Here is a 21,143-nt window from a genome sequence, read left to right on the forward strand (position 1 = left end):
ATGCTGGCAGAGGCCGCTTAACCACCGCTCGAAACCGGGTGGAGAGGACCTCCGGGACGCCTGATGCCGCCGGTGCGGCCTCCTCCAATGGGTCTCAAGTCCCGCTCCACCCCGCTCTGGAACTGTTGGACGCGGTCCGGCACGGTGTCAGGGCCACCGGTGTTCCGACCCAGGGAGGCGAGCACATGACGAGTACCACTCCGGACGTCAGTACTCCGGGAGGGATCCTCAGGCTCTGCAATTCCTTCTGCGATGCCAAGGCCTTGCACACTGCGGTTGAACTCGACCTGTTCACCCTTCTGTGCCCGGGGCCGCTGGCCGAGGAGGAGATCCGGCAGAGGCTGGAGCTGCACGGCCGGGGCCTACGGGACTTCCTGCACCTGCTGGTCGCCCTCGGCCTGTTGGAGAAGAAGGACGACCAGTACCGCAACGCCTCCGGGACGGACCGTTACCTCGTCCGGGACCGGCCGGAGTTCGTCGGAGGGTTCATCCTCCGCGCCAACGACAACCTCTACCCGGCCTGGGGCGGACTCACCGCAGCGCTGCGTACCGGTCAGCCGCAGGTGACCGGAGGTTTCGAAAGGGTCGTCAACGACCCGTTGGTGCTCGGTCAGTTCACACGGATGATGGACGCGCTGACTCAGATGCTCGTCCCGCGGGTCATCGCAGCGTTCGAGTGGTCCGAGTATCGGACGGTGCTGGACGTCGGCGGCTGCCGGGGCAACATGCTCGGCCAGATCGTCGCGGCGTCCCCGGGGCTGACCGGCCATGTCTTCGATCTGCCGCAGCTGGAGCCGCACTTCACCGAGCACATGGCCGGGCTCGGCCTCACCGGCCGGACGGAGTTCCACGGCGGCAACTTCTTCCACGATCCGCTGCCGTCGGCCGACGTGGTGATCCTCGGCCATGTGCTGCACGACTTCGACCGCGAACAGCGCAGGTTCCTGATGCACAAGGCGTGCCGGGCGGTCAACCCCGGTGGCGCGCTGCTGGTGTACGACAGGATGCTCGACGGCGAATCCCGCCATGTGGAGAACCTGGTCATCAGCCTGGACATGCTGCTGGTCAGCGAGGGCGGTTCGGAGTATCCGGCGAGCGAGATCCACGAGCACGCCGGAGCTGTCGGCTTCACCTCCTGCGAGGACGCACCGCTCGGTGATGACGACACGCTGGTCATCTGCCGGCGTGGCGACTGAGCGGGGGGCCTGTTGAGTCGGCACGGAGCGCGGTGTCGGTGTTGCCACCGGTCCGTTTCTCCGTGCCGCTCGCCGAACCCGTCCGACATGTGGACTACCTGTGTTTTGGCCTCGGAGAGGCGAAGGCAGAGCGGTTGCAGCACATCGGCGATGTCCTTGCGTAGCGTCTGGGCGTCGTCGCGCTAGCCGTCACCGAGCGCCGACAGGGCGGTGTTCGCCGGGAGCAATGGACAACTCGGGGACATGTCACCTCCGTTGTGGCGTTGGGGGATGTCGGCGGCGCGCTGGTTATCTCCCCGGTATTCGCGTGATAGCCGGCCGCCGGCAGGGTGTGTCCGAAGGCGAGCAACTCCTCCTCGGAGAGCGCGTCGTCGTCCTTGCGCGCCTGGATCAGTACGGTCAGCAGGTCGTCGGCCGGCGCACCGCGCTTGACCGCGATCAGGTCTGCAAGTCCCCGGCGCCCCGGGGGCGCAGCCCCAGCTTCTCCCGCGGGGCGGACTCCGTGGCCGGGCCGGCCTGAGCCGTCATCCCTTGCCGTCCTTTCGGGCTTTGTTTCTCGGGCTCAGGCATGGTCGGCAACGGGCCTCGAGGAGCCCCGGAGGCGGGTGGTCCGCGAGTTCGAGCACAGCGAGGCCCACGTCGAGCACCGGCGCCGGCTGCGGCCGTACCGCACCGGCGGTTGGATGGTCCTCACCCGCGTCGTCCGCGAACTGACCTGACCGGCTGCGTCTCAACGGATCGACGGATCAACGGGCCGGCGCGGGTTCCGTGGCGGCCGGCCTGTCCGCCGTGTCGGCCGTGAGGCCGCGGGCCACCGTGGCCCGGCGCAGCGCCAGGGCCGTGCCGAAGGCCAGGGCGGCCAGGCCGAGCGCGAGGTAGTAGACGGGCTCCGGGACGACCCCGATCAGCCGGACCAGCTGGCTGCCCGCGCCGCCGAGCGCGGCGAACAGCCAGAGCAGGCCCAGCGCCTGGGAGACGAACGCCTTGGGCAGTACCTCGGTCACGGCCGCGACTCCCACGGCCGCGACGATCAGTTCGCCGCACGCGTGCAGTCCGTACACCACCAGCAGCCAGAGCGGTGAGACCCGGTGCCCGCCGGAGGCCAGGGCCGCCGCCACCGCCATCAGCACGAAGCTGAAGCCCGCCAGCAGCAGCCCGGCCGAGAACTTCAGCGGTGCACCGGCCGGGCCCCGGCCGAACCGGGGCAGCGCCCAGGCGAAGACGGGTGCCAGGACGAGGATGAACAGCGGGGTCATGGCCTGGAGCCAGCTCACCGGAACGGTGTGGCCGAGGACTTGGCGGTCCGTGGAGTCGCGGGCGAACAGCGTCAGCGCCGAGCCGGTCTGCGAGATCAGCAGCCAGAACAGCGTGGAGCCGAGGAAGAGCCAGAGGGACGACCGCAGCCGGCGCCGGTCGCCGTCCGTCAGCTGCCGGTTGCGGTACAGCGTCAGATAGCCGGCCACCGGCAGCAGCACGCTGCACGCCCCCACGAACCGGATCGCGACGCCGGGGCGCAGCCCGCCGCTCGCCACCGCGCCCACCAGCAGCAGGACCGGCACGGCGACGACCACGCCGGTCCGCGCGGCCCGGCGTGCGGAAGCCGCTTCGAACGGGCGGCCGGGCCGCTCGCCCCGGCCCTCGAAGTGCCGTGTGCCGAAGGCGGCCTGGGCGGTGCCGAGCGCCATGGCGAGGCCGGACAGGGCGAAGCCGAGGTGCCAGTTCACGCGCTCGCCGAGGAAGCCGGTGGCCAGTGGCGCGACGAGTGCACTGAACTGGGTGCCGATGTAGATCAGCGAGATCGCGGACTCCAGCCGGTGCCGCCCGGCACCGTACATCTGGCTGAGCAGCGCCTGGTAGTTGGGCTTGTACAGGCCCGTTCCCGCGGCGAGCAGGACGAGCCCCACCGGGACGAGCCACAGCGCGGGCACGGCGAGCGCCAGATAGCCGAGCACCACCAGCCCGGACCCCAGCAACAGCGCTCGCCGCGTACCGAGGAGACGGTCCGCCAGCAGCCCACCGGGCAGGCAGAGCATGAAGGACAGGCCGATCCAGGCGCCGAAGAGCGCGGCGGCGTCGGACTCGGGCAGGCCGAGCCCTCCCTCGTGGCGCGGGGCCGCCGCGTACAGCACCAGGATCGCCTGCATCCCGTAGAAGCCGAACCGTTCCAGAAGGTCGTTCAGGAACAGGATCCGAAACCACGCGGGACGTCGGCGCACGGGTTGGTCTCCATCGTGTGAGGGGCTGACCCGCACACGATGGAGGAGACACCCGGAGCCGGGCTCGAATCGCGCTGGACTCAGTTGCGGTGCGAGGCCAGAGCCGCGTGGATCTGCTTCCAGGACTTCGGCTCGGCCGGCTTGGCGGCGGCCAGACCCCGGGCACCCTTGGCGCCCTTCGCCGCCTTGGGCGGCAGACCGATGCCGTACGCCGCGGCCTCGGCGGCGGTCGGCTTCGAGGTGGTGAACAGCCAGGTGTCGAACAGCTTCTTCAGCGGCTTGCCCGACGTCTCCTCGGCGAAGGACACGAAGTCCCCGACCGAGGCGTCGCCGTAGCGGTTCTTCTCCGTCCAGCCCTTGAGGATCTCGAAGAAGACCCGGTCGCCCACCCGGTTGCGCAGCGCCTGCAGCGCGATCGGGCCGCGCTCGTAGACGGCGGAGTCGAACTGCTTGTCCGCGCCCGGGTCGCCCGGCTTGACCGTCCAGAACTTGTCGTCGGCCGCGTAGCGCGCGTAGGTGTAGTCGGCCAGCTGCTGCGCGGTGCCCTCGTTCTCCTTCTCGGACCACAGCCACTGCGCGTAGGACGCGAAGCCCTCGTTGATCCAGATGTCACGCCAGTCGTGCACCGAGACACTGTCGCCGAACCACTGGTGCGCCAGCTCGTGCACGACGACCGACACGTTCGCGCCGTTGGCGAACTGCGCGGGGCTGTAGAACGGCCGGGTCTGGGTCTCCAGCGCGAAGTGCGTGGGGACGTTGGGCACATAGCCGCCGACCGCGGTGAAGGGGTACGGGCCGAAGACCGTGCTCTCCCAGTCGATGACCTCCGCGGTGCGCTCGACGCTGGCCTTCGCCGAGTCGAGGTTGTCGCCCAGGTCCTTGCTGTAGGCGTTGACGACGGGCAGGCCGTTGGAGGTGGTGTCGGTGGTGATGTCGAACTTGCCGACGGCGAGCGTGGTCAGGTACGGCGCCTGCGGCTTGGTGGAACGCCAGTTGTAGCGCGTCCAGCCCAGCTTGGAGCTCTTGGAGGCGAGCACGCCGTTGCTGATCGCCTGGACGTCGTCGGGCACCGACACCGAGATGTCGTACGTGGCCTTGTCCCGCGGGTGGTCGTTGCTCGGGAACCACCAGGCCGCCGACTCCGGCTCCTGGGCCGCGACCGCGCCGTCCGGGGTGTGCTGCCAGGCGGAGAAGCCGTTCACCTTCACCGCCGAGGGCGTGCCGCTGTAGCGGACGACCACGGAGATCTGCTTGCCCTGGGGGAGGGCCGAGGCCGGGGTGATCTCCAGCTTGTGGACGCCCGTCTTGGCGAACGCCGCCTTCTTCCCGTTGACCAGCACCTCGTTGACGTCCAGCAGGAAGTCGAGGTCGAAGCGGGACAGGTCCTGGGTGGTGGTCGCGGTGAGCGTCGCCGTGCCGTCGAGCCGGTCCGTCTTCGGCTGGTACTTCAGCCGGAGGTCGTAGTGGGAGACGTGATAACCGCCGTTGCCGGCCTCCGGGTAGTAGGAGTCGCCGATGCTCGGCGCACCCGGCTTGGCGTCGGCCGCGGAGGCGGGAACGGCCACCAGCAGGAAGGCGGCGGCAGCGGCAGCGCTCGGGACGAGGAGTCTGTGACGCACGAGACACTCCAACTCGTAGGGGGAAGAAGATCGTTAGCTGGACTGACCGCAGCCTATGTACTCATCTGGGGCAGGGGTATGTCCATGGCGCATCCCGACATGTGATCGACATGCCCCCGTCATCGGTGCGCTATTGGTGCGCTATTGGTGCGCTCTCAACATCTCTCAATATCGAGTTTTTTCTCAGGAGTTGACTGACGTACCTTGCCGCGGTGCTGAATCCAGTGCGGAACACCCGCATCCGTTTGATCACACTCGTCATGACGGCCATGGCAGCGCTGCTTGCCGTCCTCACCTCACCACCGGGTACGGCCGGAGCCGCGTCCGCCACCGCGAAACGGCCGCTCGCCGAGAGCACCGAGAGCACCCCCGTCTACTCCTACGACAACGCGATACGCGAGTCGGTGTGGGTGGAGGCCAAGACCGGTGAGAACCGCACCGACCGGGTGGCGGTGGACATCATCCGGCCCCGGGAAGCCGCCGAACAGGGGCTCAAGGTGCCGGTCATCATGGACGCCAGCCCCTACTACGCGCTCGCCGACGCGGGGCGGGGCCCCGAGAAGCAGCTGAAGACCTACGACGCCCAGGGCAGGCCCGTCCAGTTCCCCCTCTTCTACGACAACTACTTCGTGCCCCGCGGCTACGCCGTGGCGCTGGTCGACATCACCGGGACCAACCGGTCCGACGGCTGCGAAGACGTCGGCGGGCGGTCCGAGATCCAGTCCGCGAAGGCGGCCGTCGACTGGTTCAACGGCCGTGCGCGTGCCTTCGATTCACGTACCGGCGGCTCCGAGGTCGGCGCCGACTGGAGCACCGGCAATGTGGGCATGCTCGGCAAGAGCTGGGACGCGGCCGTCGCCAACGGGGTGGCCGCCACCGGGGTCGACGGCCTGAAGACCATCGTCCCGATGTCGGGCGTCAGCTCCTGGTACGGCTACTTCTTCTACAACGGTGCCCGTCACAACACCGAGGGCCCCGACGGACAGGCCCGCTACGTCGAGACGCCCGAGCGGGTGGCCCAGTGCCAGGACGTGCACCGCAAGCTCGTCGAGGGCGCGCCGAGCGACGGCAGATGGAACGACTTCTGGTCCGAGCGGGACTTCGTGAAGGACGCGGGCAGGATCAAGGCCAGCGTCTTCCAGGTGGCCGGGCTCCAGGACCTCAACGTGCGCACCCATCACCTGAACAAGTGGTGGGACGCGCTCGCCGCCAACGGCGTGGAGCGCAAGATCTGGCTGTCGACGGCCGGGCACACCGACCCGTTCGAGTTCCGCCGCGCGGAGTGGGTGTCGACCCTGCACCGCTGGTTCGACCACTACCTGATGGACTACGACAACGGCATCGACCAGGAGCCGATGGCCGACATCGAGCGCGCTCCCGACCAGTGGACCACCGACGCCGTCTGGCCGCCCAACAGCACCAGGCCGGCCACGCTGCGACCCGCGCCCGGCTCCGTCGCGGGGGTCGGCAAGCTGGGCGTCGGGCCCGCATCGTCCGGTGCCACCGCCGAGTTCACCGACGACCCCAAGCTGGGGGAGAAGGACTGGGCTGCGCGGAACGACCAGCCGACACCGAACAAGGTCTCCTTCACCACCCAGCCGCTCACCAAGGACCTGCGGGTGTCCGGCCACGGCTCGGTGACGGTGCGGGTCACCCCCTCCACCAACTCGGCGACCCTGTCGGCCGTACTCGTCGACCTCGGCCCGGCCACCATCCGCAACTACTCGTCCGGCGGCGGCGTCACCATGCTCGACGAGAAGGACTGCTGGGGCAGCGGCAACGCCGGTGACACCGGCTGCTTCAAGAAGGCGGTCGCCAACACGGCCAAGGTGGACTACACCATCTTCAGCCGCGGTTGGGCCGACCTCGGCCACTACGCCGGCGACCACGACCCGCGCGAGGTGACCCCGGGGCAGCCGTACACCATCACGCTCGACCTCGGTACGGCCGACCATGTGATTCCGGCCGGTCACCGGCTGGGCCTGATCGTGGCCGGTACGGACAGCCCGCTCGTCGAGCCCGCGTCCACGACGCCGAAGCTGACGGTCGACCTGGCCGGAACCTCGGCGAACGTGCCGTTCGTCGGCGGCTACCAGGCCCTCACGCGTGCACTGAAGTGACGGCCGGGGGCGGTCTCCGTCTCCTCTTGTCTCCCCGGAGTCTCACCGGAGGCCGCCCCTAACCCTTTCTGTGCGGGAGTTGACGCGCGTACTCTCCGGCCGTGCTGAAACCATTGCGGAACACCCGCTTCTCCTGGATCGCCGTCGCCCTGACGGCCGTGGCAGCGCTGCTGTCCGTGTTCGCCGCACCACCGGGTGCGGCCCATGCGACGCCCGTCAGGAGCCGGGGCGGTGAGAGCAGACCGGTCTACTCCTACGACAAGGCCATACGCGAGTCGGTGTGGGTGGACGCCCGCACGGCCGCCGGCCGCACCGACCGCGTCGCCGTCGACATCATCAGGCCGCGCGAAGCCGCCGAACAGGGCCGCCGGGTACCGGTCATCATGGACGCCAGCCCCTACTACTCCTGCTGCGGGCGCGGCAACGAGAGCCAGAAAAAGACCTACGACGCCCAGGGCAGGCCCGTCCAGTTCCCCCTCTTCTACGACAACTACTTCGTGCCCCGCGGCTACGCCGTGGTGCTCGTCGACCTCGCCGGAACCAACCGCTCCGACGGCTGCGTCGACGTCGGCGGACGCTCCGACGTCCAGTCGGCCAAGGCGGTCGTCGACTGGCTCAACGGCCGGGCGCGTGCGTACAGTTCCCGCACCGGCCACACCGCCGTCCCGGCACGCTGGACCACCGGCGCCGTCGGGATGATCGGCAAAAGCTGGGATGGCACGATCGCCAACGGGGTCGCCGCCACCGGTGTCCGGGGCCTGAAGACCATCGTGCCGATCAGCGCCATCAGCTCCTGGTACGACTACTACTTCGCCAAGGGCGCCGCCCTCCAGGACGGCGGACCCGACTGGCTGTCCAACTACGTCGAGAGCCCCGAGGCCCGCGGCCGCTGCCAGGACGTCCAGAGCGCCCTCGTCAAGGGCGCGCCGCGCAACGGCGACTGGACCCGGCTGTGGAGCGGGCGCGACTACGTCGCCGACGCGGGCAAGGTACGCGCCAGCGTCTTCGCCGTCCACGGCATGCAGGACCTCAACGTCCGTACCAAGCACCTCGGCCAGTGGTGGGACGCGCTCGCCGCGCACGGCGTGCAGCGCAAGATCTGGCTGTCGCAGACCGGGCACGTCGACCCGTTCGACTTCCGCCGCGAGGCGTGGGTGCCCACGCTGCACCGCTGGTTCGACCACTACCTGCTCGGCTACGACAACGGCATCGAGCGCGAGCCGATGGCCGACATCGAGCGCTCGCCCGACCAGTGGTCGACCGACCACGTCTGGCCGCCGCGCGCGACCCGGACGACCACGCTGCACCCGTCCGCCGGCCCGGTCGCGGGCGTCGGCACGCTCGGCCTCAAGCCCGCACCGCGCGGTACGACGGCCGACTTCAGCGACGACCCCAAGCACTCGGAGAGTGACTGGTTGGCGCGCATCGACCAACCGACGCCGGACAAGGCCGGGTTCGTCACCCGGCCTCTGAGTCATGACCTGCGCCTGTCGGGCTCCTCGAAGGTCACGCTCCGGGCGTCATCGTCGACTGCGTCGGCTCACCTGTCGGCAGTCCTCGTCGACCTCGGCCCGGCCGTCATCCGTAACTACGCCGCGGACGCCGAAGGCATCACCACACTGCCGGACAGCAACTGCTGGGGGAGCGGAAACTCCGGTGACACCGGCTGCTTCCGGCGGACCGCCGCGGACAAGGAGAACGTCGACTACACGGTCTTCAGCCGAGGCTGGGCCGATCTCGGCCACTACGCCGGTGACGCGCGCGAGGTGATCCCGGGTCGGCCGTACACCATCACCCTCGACCTGGCGGCCACGGACCATGTCGTCCCCGCGGGGCACCGGTTGGCCCTGATCGTCGCCGGCACGGACGCGGGCCTGATCCAGCCGGCCGCGACGACACCGAAGCTGACGCTCGACCTGCGGCGCACGGCGGCGGCGTTGCCGCTCGTCGGGGGTCACGCGGCCTTCGTACGGGCCACGCAGGGCAGCGCACCGCCGGTTCCGGGTACGGGCCGCGCGTTGCGGGGCCTGGGCACACCGTCGGTGACGCGGGTGCCGTGATGTGGGGGGCGGGGGCGGGGAGTTGTGCATTGTGTCCCGGTCCCGCCCTAAATCACTGGCCGATCGCGTCACCGCGGGGAGAAGCTGTGCCCCATGACGACAATCTTGATCACCGGGGCCAACAAGGGCCTCGGCCATGAGACCGCCCGCCGCCTGATCGCCGCGGGTCACACCGTCTATTTAGGGGCGCGCAGCACGGAGCGGGGCACGGCAGCCGCGGCCGGGCTCGGCGCCCGGTTCGTGCAGCTCGATGTCACCGATGACGCGTCGGTCGCCGCTGCGGTGGCTGTCATTGAGGCCGACGGCGGCCTGGACGTCTTGGTCAACAACGCCGGAATCGAGGTGCGTTCACCGGGAGGTGACATCATCGGCGCCGCAGAGCTGACCGCCGATGTGATGCGGGAGGTGTTCGAAACCAACGTCTTCGGCCTGGTCCGGGTGACCCATGCCTTCCTGCCGCTGCTGGAACGCTCCGCCGCCCCGGTCGTGGTCAACATCAGCAGCGGCACGGCCTCGCTGGCCCAGGCAGGCAAGGGGTACCCGGGGGTCGCCTACCCGGCGTCCAAGACCGCGGTCAACATGCTTACTGTGCAGTTCGCCAAGGCGTTCCCGCAGATGCGGATCAACGCCGTGGAGCCCGGCTACACCGCGACGGACCTGAACCGGCACGAGGGCACGCAGACCGTCGAACAGGGCGCCGAGATCATCGTTCGGATGGCCCAGCTGGGGCCGGACGGCCCGACCGGCGGCTACTTCGGCGCGGCGGGCCCTCTGCCCTGGTAGGCAACTGTACACAGTGCAACGGGTGTTGGAGCATCGGTCTTTCCGGAAGGAAGGGGCTCGATGATGATCGAAGTGTTGGTTCTGGCCAGACGCTGTCGAAGGAAAGTCGCCCTGGTGGCCGGTGTGGCGGCCGTCATCTCCATCGGGGCGTTACCGCCCGCGGCCGCCGCCCGCCCGTCCCGCGACTATGACCAGGTCGTGCTGCAGCACGACCTGGACGAGTTACATGACCGGGGCGTCACCGGGGTGCTGGGCGAGGTACGGGACGGGCCGCGGCGCTTGACCGGGCGAAGCGGGGTCGCCGATGTGAGCACCGGTCGGCCCGTGCCTTACGGCGGATACTTCCGGATGGGGAGCAACGCCAAGACGTTCACCGCGGTGGTCGTGCTGCAACTGGTCGGCGAGGGCAGGCTTTCGCTGGACGACTCCGTGGCGAAGTGGCTGCCGGGGGTGGTCGCCGGGAACGGCAACGACGGCCGGGAGATCACCTTGCGCAACCTCCTGCAGCACACGAGCGGTCTGTACGACTACGCCGACGACCTCGCTGTTCTGACCTCCGCCGAGGAGTACGCCAAGCACCGGTTCGACACCTACCGGCCCGGGCAACTGGTGGCGATGGCGATGCGGCACCGGCCCGGCTGGGTGCCGAAGCCCGGTGAACAACGCTGGCGATACTCGAACACGAACTACGCCCTCGCCGGGATGATCATCGAGAAGGCCACAGGCCGGTCATGGGCAGGAGAGATCCGGGACCGGATTCTCCGCCCGCTGGGGCTGCGTCACACATTTTCGCCCGGCACCCGGCCGTATCTGCCGACTCCCCATGCCGAGGGCTACACCCAGTTCACCAAAGGTGGCCCGCTGGTCGACACCACGGTCCTCAACCCCAGCCTGACCGGCGGGGCGGGCGATCTGGTCACCACAACCAGTGACCTGATGCGTTTCTGGCAGGCGCTGCTGGGCGGGCGGCTGCTGCGTCCGGACGAGCTGTCCTTGATGAAGGGGACCGTGGATGCCGTACCGCTGCACAAGCGCTGGCCGGGTGCCCGCGACGGCTTGGGGATCATGAGGTTCCGGCTCACCTGCGGTGGAAAGGCCAGCGGCTGGTACTGGACCCACGACGGCGGCATTCCCGGCTACTCGACCCGTAACGGCTTCAGCGAAGACGGGCGGCGGGGCATCGTGCTCTCGCTGTCCACGGTGCTGAGGGGTGACCCCGCGGGCAAGGCCGGTGACCTCGCCGTCGCACATGCGCTGTGCGACGGCGATGAGCACGGCAGGAAGGGGCAGCGGGCGTGAAGCGGCTCTTCCACACGGTGCTGGCCACCGTCATGCTCGGCACGGCCGTGGCGTTCTCGGGAGGGTCGGCGCCGAGCGCGGCATCGACCGGGGCAAGTGACGTCGTACGGGCGTTGGACAAGCTGACCCATGACGACGGCCTGCCCGGCGCCGTGGCCAGAGTGACCGACCGGTCCAGGGGGACATCGACGTTCACCAGCGGGGTCGGCGACACGGAGACCCAGAGCCCGATGCCGCGCGACGGCCACCTCCGGATGGCCAGCAACATCAAGTCGATGGTCGCGACCGTGATTCTTCAACTGACGGGCGAGGGGCGGCTCTCGCTGGACACACCGGTGGCGACCTGCCTTCCGGGCGTGGTGCCACCGAGCGCCGGCGACGCGAACAGGATCACCATCCGGCAGCTCCTGCAGCACACCAGCGGCCTGCACGAATACTCCGAAGGCATACCGGATCACTGGGAGTTCGCGCCGTTCGCGCATTACACCCGGGACGATCTGCTCCGTCGCGCCTTCGCCAAGGGACCCGACTTCCCGCCCGGTGCGAAGTGGAAGTACTCCAACACCGGCTACATCCTGCTGGGCTTGGTGATCGAAAAGGTCACCGGCCATCCGTGGCGCAACGAGGTCACCACACGGGTCTTCGACCGCGCCGAGATGCGCGACAGCTACTTCCCGAACGAGTACGAATACGGTCTCCGCGGTTCACACGCCCACGGCTACCTCCAACTCCCGGCCACGGGCACCAAGATGACGGAGGCGGACGTCACCCACCTCGACCCCTCACGCGGTGACGCCAACGGCGACGGCATCTCCACCCCGGGAGACCTCACCCGGTTCTACACCGCACTGCTCGGCGGCCGGCTGCTCCGGCCCGACCTGCTCGCCGAGATGAAGAAGGTGATCGCCACACCGCCCACTCCCGGATCCCCGGAACTCGCCTACGGGCTGGGACTGGGGCGCTTCACACTGCCGTGCGGCGGCTACGCGTGGGGCAACGCCGGTACCACCCAGGGCTTCCAGACCATCTCCGGCATCACCCTCGACAGCCGAGGCAAGGTCGAGCGGGCCACGGTCATCGAGGTCAACTCCACCATGGGCCCCCGCCTCACGACCGCGACCCACTTCTTCGACGCCCTGTCCTCCGGGCTGTGCGCGCGGCCTTGAGCTGAGGGGGCTGGGCGCTTTGGCGCTCAGCTTTGGCAGCCGCAACCGGGCTCGGTCTTGGTGGCGCGAACGATGGCGGAGTGCATGCCGTCGGCAACCTGATGAGTCGGAGTGATCTCGACATCGGTGAACCCGGCGGCTTCGAGGCCCTGGCGGTATTCGGTGAAGGACAGGGCGCCGGCGATGCAGCCGACGTAGTCGCCGCGCTCGGCCCGCTGCTCGGGAGTGAGGGCGTCGTCGGCGACAACGTCGTAGATCCCGATGCGGCCACCGGGCTTGAGGACGCGATGGGTATCGGCGAAGACGGCCGCCTTGTCGGTGGACAGGTTGATCACGCAGTTGGAGATCACGACGTCGATCGAGTTCGCCGGGAGGGGGATGGCTTCGATGGGGCCCTTGAGGAACTCGACGTTCGTGGCGCCGGCCTTCTTCGCGTTGGCCAATGCCAGGGCGAGCATTTCCTCGGTCATGTCCAGTCCGTACGCCTTGCCGGTGGGGCCCACCCTGCGGGCGGAAAGGAGGACGTCGATGCCGCCGCCGGAGCCGAGGTCGAGAACCCTTTCGCCTTCGTGGAGGTCGGCGACGGCTGCGGGGTTGCCGCAGCCGAGGGAGGCGGCGATGGCTTCGGCGGGCAGTTCGTCGCGGTCGGTGGCGCCATAGAGGGCGGAGCCGAAGTTGTCGTCGTCGATCTCGATGGCCTGTGGTCCGCAGCAGGGGGCGCCGCATTCGGTGACCTGGACGGCGGCCGCGGCATAGCGGCGGCGGACGGTCTCCCGCAGGTCGGCAGGCTGCTCGCTCATGATCGTGCCCTTCGTCGGCCGACTGTATCGACGTTCTTGAATACAAGGTTGCGCCCTGAATCGAAGAACGTCAACATAAAAGAATGTCGAAACAAGAGCTTGTGGTGCTCGGCCAGGACGACAGCACGGGCGGATGCTGCCCGACGCTGCTGGCCGCCCCGCTGGATGAGGACCAGGCCGTCGAGCTGGCGAAGGTCTTCAAGGCCCTGGGCGACCCGGTGCGGCTGCGGCTGCTGTCGATGATCGCCTCCCGCCGGGGCGGGGAGATCTGCGTCTGCGACCTCACGCCCGCGTTCGATCTGTCCCAGCCGACGATCTCCCACCACCTCAAGCTGCTGAAGCAGGCTGGCCTGATCGCCTCCGAGCGACGCGGGACATGGGTGTACTACCGGCTCCTGCCCGCCATGACGGACAAGCTCGCCGCTGTGCTCACCCGTCCCGGAAACGAGGCCCCCGACGAGGCGGCCGAACCCGCCGGGGCTGTCTTGTGAGCGGGGCGGTGGCGGGGCGGCTGTCCTTCCTGGACCGTTTCCTGGCCGTATGGATCGTTCTCGCTATGGGCATCGGCCTGGGCCTGGGGCGTCTCGTCCCGGGCCTGGGCGACGCGCTGGCGAAGGTGACCGTCACCGGGGTCTCGCTGCCGATCGCGCTGGGGCTGCTGGTGATGATGTATCCGGTCCTGGCCAAGGTCCGCTACGACCGCCTGGACACGGTCACCCGCGACCGACGCCTGCTCGTGCCCTCCCTGGTCCTGAACTGGGTCCTGGGCCCGGCGGTGATGTTCGCTCTCGCCTGGCTGTTCCTTCCGGACCTGCCGGAATACCGGACCGGGCTGATCGTCGTGGGTCTGGCCCGCTGCATCGCCATGGTGATCATCTGGAACGATCTGGCCTGCGGCGACCGCGAGGCCGCCGCCGTCCTCGTCGCGTTGAACTCGGTGTTCCAGGTGATCGCGTTCTCCGCCCTGGGCTGGTTCTACCTCTCCGTCCTGCCCGGCTGGCTCGGCCTGGAGACCACCGGGTTGAACGTGTCGGTGTGGGAGATCGCCCGCAGCGTGCTGATCTTCCTCGGCATCCCGCTCGCCGCAGGGTTCCTGACGCGCCGTCTGGGCGAGAAGGCCCGCGGCCGGACCTGGTACGAGAACGAACTGATCCCCCGCATCGGCCCGTTCGCCCTGTGGGGCCTGCTGTTCACCATCGTCGTGCTGTTCGCCCTCCAGGGCGACGCGATCATCTCCAAGCCCCTGGACGTGGCCCGGATCGCGCTGCCCCTACTGGTGTACTTCGCCGTGATGTGGGCCGGCTCGATGGCCCTGGGCCGGGTCGTCGGCCTGGACTATCCGCGCGCGACGACGCTGGCGTTCACCGCCGCGGGCAACAACTTCGAGCTGGCCATCGCGGTCGCCATCGCAACGTTCGGTGCTTCTTCCGGGCAGGCCCTGGCCGGGGTCGTCGGCCCCCTCATCGAGGTCCCAGTGCTGATCGCCCTGGTCCATGTCGCCCTCGCGGCTCGCCGTCACTTCCCCCGTTCACCCGCAACCGTGGCCGCCCCAGCGGAAGGATCTGCCCGTGCCTGACACCCCTTCGAAGCCGTCGGTGCTGTTCGTATGCGTCCATAACGCCGGACGCTCGCAAATGGCTGCCGCCTTCCTCACCCACCTCGGCGCCGACCGCGTCGAGGTCCGCTCGGCCGGCTCCGCCCCCGCCGAGACCGTGAACCCGGCTGTCGTCGAGGCCATGGCCGAGTCCGGCATCGACGTCTCCGCCCAGACCCCGAAGATCCTGACGAAGGAGGCGGTACAGGCCTCCGACGTCGTGATCACCATGGGCTGCGGTGACGCCTGCCCCGTCTTCCCCGGCAAGCAGTACGTGGACTGGAAGCTCGACGACCCCGCAGGGCAGGGCCTGGAGGCCGTCCGCCCGATCCGCGACACGATCGAAGCCCGTGTCCGTGACCTGCTGGCTGAACTGCTGCCTGCGTGAGCGCGTAGGACTGATCCGGGACGGGATGGCGAATGAGCCCCGGTCACGTCGACCGGGGCTCAGGGCGCTGCTGGCGTTCAGCGAAGGGCTGACGCGACGCGGTGTCGCAGACGTTCATCGGCGATGGTGTTCGGGTCGCGCCATACGGCTCGGTGACCTCCCCTGCCACCCGGGATGATGGCCTTTCGGCCCTCGATCAGGCCGCGAAGCTGGTGGCCCAATACGGCATGAGCCACCAACTGGCCAGCATCGAGGGCATCCGGAAGACCGCAGGGACGGACAGCCCCGGGCGGCGGTGACCAGGGAGAGACGCCAGTGACAACGGACACCCAGCGGGGCGTCACCGACGACCAGCGCCAGCGGGCCAAGCTGATCTGGGACTACCACCAGATGGGCCATCAACTGCGGCCCGCGGACGCTGCGATCGGCTTGGGCAGCCACGACCTGGGCGTCCCCGCGTTCTGTGCCGAGTTGTACCGAGCCGGTCTCTTCCCCACCCTCGTCTTCTCTGGCGGACCCAACCCCACCCGCCCAGGACGCTTCCCTCGGGGTGAGGCCGTGCACTTTCGCGAGCACGCGCTCGCCCTAGGCGTCCCGGATGAAGCGGTTCTGCTGGAGCCCAAGGCCAGGAACACCGGCCAGAACATCACCTTCTCCCGCGATGTCCTGGCCGCCGCCGGGATCGCGGTGAAGACCGTGCTGCTGGTTTCCATGCCTTATATGGAGCGACGCGCGTTCGCCACTGCCCGCAAGGTCTGGCCCGAGGTGGAGGTGGTCTGTGCCTCGGCGTCACTGAAGTTCGACGACTACTTGAAGACGATCGGTGACGAGAAGCTCGTCGTCGATCAGCTCGTTGGTGATCTGCAGCGGGTGATCGAGTATCCGAAGCTCGGCTTCGCCATCGAGCAGGACGTCCCGGAGGACGTGCATGCCGCGTACGAATCTCTCCTCGAGGACGGCTTCGACAGCCGCCTGCTCAACCTTTGAAGCGCCGCCGGACGGGCTGTGTGCGATCCACCAGCCCAACTTCTTCCCCCGGCTCTCGACGCTGGCCAAGCTGTTCGCGGCGGACTGCTGGATCGTCCTGGACGACGTCCAGTTCGCCCGCCGCGACTACCAGCACCGAACCCGCCTCGCTGTCCTGGACAACCCGGCCGACCTCCGATGGCTGTCCATCCCCACTCGTGCACTTGCCTGTTGAGCGTTGCCCAGGCCCCGCTCCCGCCCTTTCGCCGTTTCTTCCGGGGCGTGGTGGTGCCCGTCACCTCATGGGCGTTGCTCTCCAGAACCGGTGAATGATCTCGCGGTAGCCGGTGTGGGAGGGGCTGCGGCCTACGTGGTTGAAAGCCCAGTTGCGTACCACCTCGAAGTCCTCACTGGCTTCGGATGTGGCGTGGCAGGTGGTGCATTGCAGTTCGTGGATGATCTTCGGGGCTTCCGGCGCGGTCTCGGGGCTGATCGTCCAGTCGGCGATACGCATCAGGGCCATCCCCTTGCCCGACCTGTCACCGGTGTTGGCGATCTGGACTTTGGCCCTGAGCTTTTCGGCGTCCGTTGCGGGCCGGATGTGGTTGGGCCGGGCTTCCCACTCCTTGCCACCTCGTGGCGGGCGTAGCTGGTAGCAGGGTCCTTCGCGGCCCATGACTTGGCCGATCTCGTCACGGAAGGTGTCCATGACGAACGAGCCTGTTTCGTGGGCTTGTTGGGTGCTGCGGCGTGGGAGTGGGGTAGTCATCGGCCTGCCGTCCCACTACGGGCCTGGCGGGTGCGGATGTCGATGCCGTGGGCGGTGACCCAGAGCATGGGCCTGCCTGCATTGCCGCGCGTGGGAACGGTGAGTTGGTGACAGCCGCATCGGGGTTTGGGGGCCGGGATGGGGGCGGTGAGTGGGGTGTGTGGGGCCGGTGCGGGGGTGTTGGCGGGCTGGTGCTGCTTGCTGGCTTGGCGGAGCCAGCGGCGGATACGGTGGACCATGTCGGCGCTCCTTCTCAGCGTTGGCCACGCCCCGGGACCGCTAGCACGGTCGCCGGGGTCTGTGCTGGGCCAGGTTCGACTTGTCCTCCCCAGCCTGCCGACGCTGGAAGGCTCCAGTGTTCCCGATTCGGGAACACTGGAGCCGTAACCATGGTCTTCTACATGCCCACCCACGCGGCGAGCGACGCGAGTCCCTGTGGTGCTCGGCGCTGGCGGCGGACGAGCACAGCGATCGTCTCCCGCATGAGGGGGTGGTACCGGGCTTGTTGAGGGGCGATTTCTCTCGCTTGGTGCAGTGATTTTTCTGCCGCTTCGGCTTTACCCATTTGCGAGTACGCTCGCGCCATCTCGATGTGATACCGACCGATGCGCATTTTGGGGTGACCCGGAGGAAAGCGTAGTGTCTTTGCGGACTTCATGGCCGCCCCAAGCTTTCCAAGCTCCACGGCGGTTGCAACATCGTAGTGAGTAACGTTTGTCAGGCCGAACGAAGCCCAGTAGACGCGGGGAACGTCGCGACCGATTTGCTTGGCAGCCTTACGTGCCAGCTCAAGATTTCCGTCTACGGCGTCCGAGTTCTTTGCCTGGGCAGCGGCGATGGCTCCTGCCAGATGCAGGGTGCCCGTTACGGCCAAGGCGGGAGTGGAGCATGATTCGCCGTATTGCGACACCAAGCGGTGCCCCCGGTCCAGCACTTTGAGTGCCATCTGGTTATTGCCCCGACGTAGCAGCATGCTGCTACGCTTACCGAGTCTTATGGCCATAAGGAGCGGATCCTGAGCTTGTTCCGCCATCCATCCCATACGTTCAAGAGCGATCGCCGCTAGCTGGTGATATCCCAGACGATAGGCGAACTCGTAAGCTACCCAGTAGCACCAGCTTAGGTGCGCCGTAGCTTCACGCTGATCTGTAGAACTCTCGGGAGCCAGGCTCACAGCCGTGTTCAACTCGCTCAACAGGCCGGGGAGTTTTGCTCCGACGCCCTTGTATTCTGTGGCGCAAGCGCTCGCGCAGAGTTGTTCAACTTCGGAGGCGATTTCACTCACTGGCCGTGGAGTGATGTCCAGGTCTGGGCCCAGGTCGTACATATCCAGAGCCTCGGACAGAGGCGCGATCAGGCGGTCAAGCTTGTCCTGTTGCATTTCCGAGATGTAAGGCTGCCCGTTGAGGACAGTGACATCAACTTCCAGCACCCGGGCAACGGCAGCCACAACGGCGGGAGTTGCGGGAGTCAGCCCGGCTTCAACCTTGGCGATCGTCCCTCGGGCCACGTAGGCGCGTTGCGCTAGGCCGGATTGCGTAAGTTGACGTAGTTTACGGTAATCCGCGATCCGAGCGCCGATATGGTCGTCCACGTTATGCGTCATGCTGAACTCCGTTCTGACCCAGACACTCGGAACGGTACTCCTGGCCGACGTCAGAAGGGCCAGTCAACGGCCCTATTGTGCGGGGCCGTTGACTGTCGCATTCAGTGGAGCGAATGGGATCGCTGGTCCCGGCCGGGAGGAGTGGACGTCAGCCCGTTCTTGTCGAGGGCGTTGAAGACGGTCACCCGGCTCGTCTCGAAGACGAAGCTGACGTCGATGTTTCCCTGAGCCGGACCCTCGCACGTCCACTCGAGCAGCTCGACGCCCTTGAGGGGCAGACCCGGCAGGGTCTGGATCCGGGGAAGGGGCTCGGGACGCCACCGCAGGTCGAAGTCGGAGCCGGGCCACCGGACAGGGCGGGTGGGGTCGATCGTGTTCCAGGTGAGGGAGAGGTCGTCGAGCTTCTGGTAGTTGACCTCGATTTGCTCGCCGTCGAAGTCGAACAGGACCGGGCAGTCGCAGAACTACTCGTCGGCCTGAAGGTCCCAGACCATCCAGATCCTCGTCAGAGTGCGGCCGACAAGGCCGCGCAGGCGATGTCCGTGCTCGCGGACAACTTCGCTGCGGCCGTGCAGCCACGCCGGCTGGTAGCCCGCGATACCGAAATCGAACATTGCGACATTTTGCCACTCGGCGGCGATCAGGGGCGGTTGTCAGACCCCCGTGCAACGCTGGACGTGTCCAGGCGAGGCAGTCCGTCCGTGCTCGGCCGGCGGGCGGGCGGCTGCGCCAGCGCACCAGTCGAAGGCAGGACCTCGCATGCTCACGACATCGCCCGTCCCGGGCGCCCCCAACTGGGTCGATCTCGCAGCACCCGACACCGACGCGGCCGTCGCCTTCTACGGCGCGCTGTTCGGCTGGGAGTTCCGGTCGGCCGGGCCGGATGCCGGGGGCTATGGCTTCTTCGTCCGGGATGGGAAGACGGTCGCCGGCGTCGGCCGGTGCTCCGAGGGTTTCGAGTCCACCTGGTCGGTGTACTTCCACACCCCGGATGCCGACGCCGTCGCCAAGGCGGTGGAGCAGGCGGGCGGCAGGGTCACGGTCGCCCCCATGGACGTCCTCACGGCCGGGCGTCTGGCCCACTTCACCGACCCCACTGGCGCGGGCTTCGGCGTCTGGCAGCCTCGGGACGTACCCGGTCTGGAGGTGGTCATGGAGGAGAACGCCCTGGCCTGGACCGAGCTGTACACCACCGACGCCGCCCGGGCGAAGGGGTTCTACGGCACGGTCTTCTCCTGGGAGATGCAGGACATGCCGACGGGCGACGGCATCGCTTACACCGTCATCTCGCACGCGGGCGGTGGCCAGGAGCAGGGGCACGGCGGCATCATGCAGCTGCAGCAGATGAACCTGGACGCGGGCTCGACGTCGGAGTGGCACCCCTACTTCGCCGTCGCCGATTGTGATGCGACGTTCGCCGTGGCGATGGGCCGTGGAGCTACCGTGCTCTTCCCGCCGATGGATGCCGAGGGGATCGGCCGCCTGGCCATGTTCCAGGACCCCTTCGGCGCCACCGTGGCCTTGCTCAAGCCGGCCGTGTCCTAGACGATCAAGTCCTATGTGTTCAGTTGGTCCTTGAGTGTGTCGTTGACCGACTCGATCAGCTGCCGTGCAGACTTGAGCAGTCCTTCGGTGTCATCGATCTTCACGCACAGCGTCGTCAGCGGGGCATCCAAGCTCTCGTTTCGTCACGCAACGGTCTTGGACGCCCTGTTCGCTTCTCCCGGCGCATGGCCGATTGCCCGTTCCTGGAACGGATCAGGACCACGGCGCCGAGGACAGCGGCTTGCCCGTCTCGACATAGGTCTTGAGGTTGGACAGCACGGCCGACCAGCCGCCGGCGGCCTGGCGGTGCTCGGCCTCGTCGCGCAGGTTCTCGTGGGTGACAGTGAGCTGGACGACGGTGTCGCCGAGCGGCTTGAGGTCGAAGGTGACCGTGGAGGGGCCGTTCGGGCGGTCTTCGTCGGGGACGGCCCAGGTGATGACGAGGTGCCTGGGCGGGGCGGCTTCGACGATGGTGCCCACCACGTCGGCGATGCCGGAACCGTCGGTGCGGCGGTGCTCCCAGGCGGAACCCGGCTGCCAGTCCGAGACGTTGCTGTGGCCCCAGTAGGCGGCGGTCATCCCGGGGTCGGTCAGGGCCTCCCAGACCTTGTCGGGGGTGGCCTCGATGTAGGTGGTGTAGACGAACTGCGGCTTGGCTGACATGGCGTGCTCGGCTTTCTGTTTCAGTGCGCTCAGAGCCCGCAGGTGCGGGCGTTCGAACTTGTCGATCCACCGCTCCTGGATCTCGTGGAGCGGTACGGGGTTGAGGTAGTGGAGTTTCTCCCGGCCTCTTCTGGTCGTGCTGACGAGGTTCGCGGCCTCCAGGAGGCTCAGGTGCTGGGTGGCCGCCTGGCGGGACATCGCCAGGCCTTCGCACAGCTCGCTGAGGGTCTGGCCGTTGTTCTCGTGCAGCCGGTCCAGTAGGCGCCGGCGGGTCGCATCGGACAGAGCCTTGAAGACCTTGTCCATCTCATCGCTCACACCATCCATCATGCAAGCATTTACTTGCATGTCAA

General features: G+C 68.2%; 18 protein-coding genes and 2 pseudogenes. 13 read left to right on the plus strand and 7 right to left on the minus strand.

From position 1 onward, the window contains the following. Window positions 1-185 precede the first annotated feature (185 nt). Entirely contained in the window at window positions 186-1,196 is a 1,011-nt protein-coding gene (locus ACV530_RS20680) for a methyltransferase (RefSeq protein WP_494334044.1), read from the plus strand. A 746-nt stretch (window positions 1,197-1,942) separates the two neighbouring features. Here the strand turns inward: ACV530_RS20680 and ACV530_RS20685 are convergent. Continuing rightward, window positions 1,943-3,412, minus strand: a complete 1,470-nt coding sequence (locus tag ACV530_RS20685; protein ID WP_494334045.1) for a peptide MFS transporter — start codon at window positions 3,410-3,412, stop codon at window positions 1,943-1,945. A gap of 80 nt (window positions 3,413-3,492) precedes the next feature. Further along, window positions 3,493-5,031, minus strand: coding sequence for a M1 family metallopeptidase (locus ACV530_RS20690; protein ID WP_494334046.1), 1,539 nt, complete (start codon window positions 5,029-5,031; stop codon window positions 3,493-3,495). 212 nt (window positions 5,032-5,243) lie between these two features. Between ACV530_RS20690 and ACV530_RS20695 the strand changes: the two are divergent. The 5 genes and pseudogenes from ACV530_RS20695 to ACV530_RS20715 all read left to right on the plus strand — a co-directional run. Further along, a pseudogene (locus tag ACV530_RS20695) lies at window positions 5,244-7,142 on the plus strand (Xaa-Pro dipeptidyl-peptidase); the annotation flags it as partial. A 110-nt stretch (window positions 7,143-7,252) separates the two neighbouring features. Next, on the plus strand, window positions 7,253-9,211 hold the full coding sequence (locus tag ACV530_RS20700) for a Xaa-Pro dipeptidyl-peptidase (RefSeq protein WP_494334047.1): 1,959 nt from the start codon (window positions 7,253-7,255) through the stop codon (window positions 9,209-9,211). 93 nt (window positions 9,212-9,304) lie between these two features. Next, on the plus strand, window positions 9,305-9,994 hold the full coding sequence (locus ACV530_RS20705) for an SDR family NAD(P)-dependent oxidoreductase (protein ID WP_494334048.1): 690 nt from the start codon (window positions 9,305-9,307) through the stop codon (window positions 9,992-9,994). A 60-nt stretch (window positions 9,995-10,054) separates the two neighbouring features. Next, on the plus strand, window positions 10,055-11,293 hold the full coding sequence (locus tag ACV530_RS20710) for a serine hydrolase domain-containing protein (RefSeq protein ID WP_494334049.1): 1,239 nt from the start codon (window positions 10,055-10,057) through the stop codon (window positions 11,291-11,293). Then, the gene (locus ACV530_RS20715; RefSeq protein WP_494334050.1) at window positions 11,290-12,459 is read left to right on the plus strand and encodes a serine hydrolase domain-containing protein; all 1,170 of its coding nucleotides are present in this window, start codon (window positions 11,290-11,292) and stop codon (window positions 12,457-12,459) included. Before ACV530_RS20710 ends, ACV530_RS20715 begins: the two co-directional genes overlap by 4 nt. A 26-nt stretch (window positions 12,460-12,485) precedes the next feature. On the opposite strand, the gene arsM is transcribed toward ACV530_RS20715, so the two are convergent. After that, window positions 12,486-13,259 carry an arsenite methyltransferase gene (gene arsM, locus ACV530_RS20720; protein WP_494334051.1) on the minus strand — a complete coding sequence of 258 codons (774 nt, stop codon included), beginning with the start codon at window positions 13,257-13,259 and terminating at the stop codon, window positions 12,486-12,488. An 83-nt stretch (window positions 13,260-13,342) separates the two neighbouring features. On the opposite strand from arsM, the gene ACV530_RS20725 reads away from it, so the two are divergent. From ACV530_RS20725 to ACV530_RS20750, 6 genes and pseudogenes are all read left to right on the plus strand, one after another. Then, entirely contained in the window at window positions 13,343-13,750 is a 408-nt protein-coding gene (locus ACV530_RS20725; RefSeq protein ID WP_494334052.1) for an ArsR/SmtB family transcription factor, read from the plus strand. Beyond that, a complete protein-coding gene (gene arsB, locus ACV530_RS20730) occupies window positions 13,747-14,835 on the plus strand; it encodes an ACR3 family arsenite efflux transporter (RefSeq protein WP_494334053.1) in 1,089 nt (362 codons plus the stop codon). The genes ACV530_RS20725 and arsB overlap by 4 nt, the downstream gene beginning before the upstream one ends. Next, window positions 14,828-15,241, plus strand: a complete 414-nt coding sequence (locus tag ACV530_RS20735) for an arsenate reductase ArsC (protein WP_494334054.1) — start codon at window positions 14,828-14,830, stop codon at window positions 15,239-15,241. The genes arsB and ACV530_RS20735 overlap by 8 nt, the downstream gene beginning before the upstream one ends. Window positions 15,242-15,342: 101 nt before the next feature. Beyond that, window positions 15,343-15,540: a hypothetical protein gene (locus ACV530_RS20740; RefSeq protein WP_494334055.1), complete on the plus strand. Its 198-nt coding sequence runs from the start codon at window positions 15,343-15,345 to the stop codon at window positions 15,538-15,540. 16 nt (window positions 15,541-15,556) lie between these two features. Continuing rightward, complete coding sequence (locus tag ACV530_RS20745; protein WP_494334056.1) at window positions 15,557-16,228, plus strand: YdcF family protein; 672 nt, start codon at window positions 15,557-15,559, stop codon at window positions 16,226-16,228. 16 nt (window positions 16,229-16,244) lie between these two features. Then, a pseudogene (locus tag ACV530_RS20750) lies at window positions 16,245-16,424 on the plus strand (WbqC family protein); the annotation flags it as partial. Between the two features lie 78 nt (window positions 16,425-16,502). On the opposite strand, the gene ACV530_RS20755 reads toward ACV530_RS20750, so the two are convergent. The 3 genes from ACV530_RS20755 to ACV530_RS20765 all read right to left on the minus strand — a co-directional run bounded on the left by ACV530_RS20755 (window position 16,503) and on the right by ACV530_RS20765 (window position 19,196). Further along, window positions 16,503-16,916 (minus strand): DUF7848 domain-containing protein, encoded by a 414-nt coding sequence (locus ACV530_RS20755; RefSeq protein ID WP_494334057.1) that lies wholly within the window; start codon window positions 16,914-16,916, stop codon window positions 16,503-16,505. Between the two features lie 457 nt (window positions 16,917-17,373). After that, on the minus strand, window positions 17,374-18,582 hold the full coding sequence (locus ACV530_RS20760; RefSeq protein ID WP_494334058.1) for a helix-turn-helix domain-containing protein: 1,209 nt from the start codon (window positions 18,580-18,582) through the stop codon (window positions 17,374-17,376). A 464-nt stretch (window positions 18,583-19,046) separates the two neighbouring features. Beyond that, window positions 19,047-19,196 carry a hypothetical protein gene (locus ACV530_RS20765; protein ID WP_494334059.1) on the minus strand — a complete coding sequence of 50 codons (150 nt, stop codon included), beginning with the start codon at window positions 19,194-19,196 and terminating at the stop codon, window positions 19,047-19,049. 145 nt (window positions 19,197-19,341) lie between these two features. On the opposite strand from ACV530_RS20765, the gene ACV530_RS20770 reads away from it, so the two are divergent. Next, window positions 19,342-20,127 carry a VOC family protein gene (locus ACV530_RS20770; RefSeq protein WP_494334060.1) on the plus strand — a complete coding sequence of 262 codons (786 nt, stop codon included), beginning with the start codon at window positions 19,342-19,344 and terminating at the stop codon, window positions 20,125-20,127. 213 nt (window positions 20,128-20,340) lie between these two features. On the opposite strand, the gene ACV530_RS20775 is transcribed toward ACV530_RS20770, so the two are convergent. Then, a complete protein-coding gene (locus tag ACV530_RS20775; RefSeq protein WP_494334091.1) occupies window positions 20,341-21,096 on the minus strand; it encodes an ArsR/SmtB family transcription factor in 756 nt (251 codons plus the stop codon). Window positions 21,097-21,143: the final 47 nt, after the last annotated feature.

This window comes from Streptomyces sp. SX-6 (genome assembly GCF_059089585.1).

Excerpts from the sequence above, each read along its gene's own strand:
- ACV530_RS20680 (WP_494334044.1), top strand. The coding sequence starts at position 186 with ATGACGAGTACCACTCCGGACGTCAGTACTCCGGGAGGGATCCTCAGG.
- ACV530_RS20705 (WP_494334048.1), top strand. The coding sequence starts at position 9,305 with ATGACGACAATCTTGATCACCGGGGCCAACAAGGGCCTCGGCCATGAG.
- ACV530_RS20710 (WP_494334049.1), top strand. The coding sequence starts at position 10,055 with ATGATGATCGAAGTGTTGGTTCTGGCCAGACGCTGTCGAAGGAAAGTC.
- arsM (WP_494334051.1), bottom strand. The coding sequence starts at position 13,259 with ATGAGCGAGCAGCCTGCCGACCTGCGGGAGACCGTCCGCCGCCGCTAT.
- ACV530_RS20725 (WP_494334052.1), top strand. The coding sequence starts at position 13,343 with ATGTCGAAACAAGAGCTTGTGGTGCTCGGCCAGGACGACAGCACGGGC.
- ACV530_RS20755 (WP_494334057.1), bottom strand. The coding sequence starts at position 16,916 with ATGGACACCTTCCGTGACGAGATCGGCCAAGTCATGGGCCGCGAAGGA.
- ACV530_RS20760 (WP_494334058.1), bottom strand. The coding sequence starts at position 18,582 with ATGACGCATAACGTGGACGACCATATCGGCGCTCGGATCGCGGATTAC.
- ACV530_RS20765 (WP_494334059.1), bottom strand. The coding sequence starts at position 19,196 with ATGTTCGATTTCGGTATCGCGGGCTACCAGCCGGCGTGGCTGCACGGC.
- ACV530_RS20770 (WP_494334060.1), top strand. The coding sequence starts at position 19,342 with ATGCTCACGACATCGCCCGTCCCGGGCGCCCCCAACTGGGTCGATCTC.
- ACV530_RS20775 (WP_494334091.1), bottom strand. The coding sequence starts at position 21,096 with ATGGACAAGGTCTTCAAGGCTCTGTCCGATGCGACCCGCCGGCGCCTA.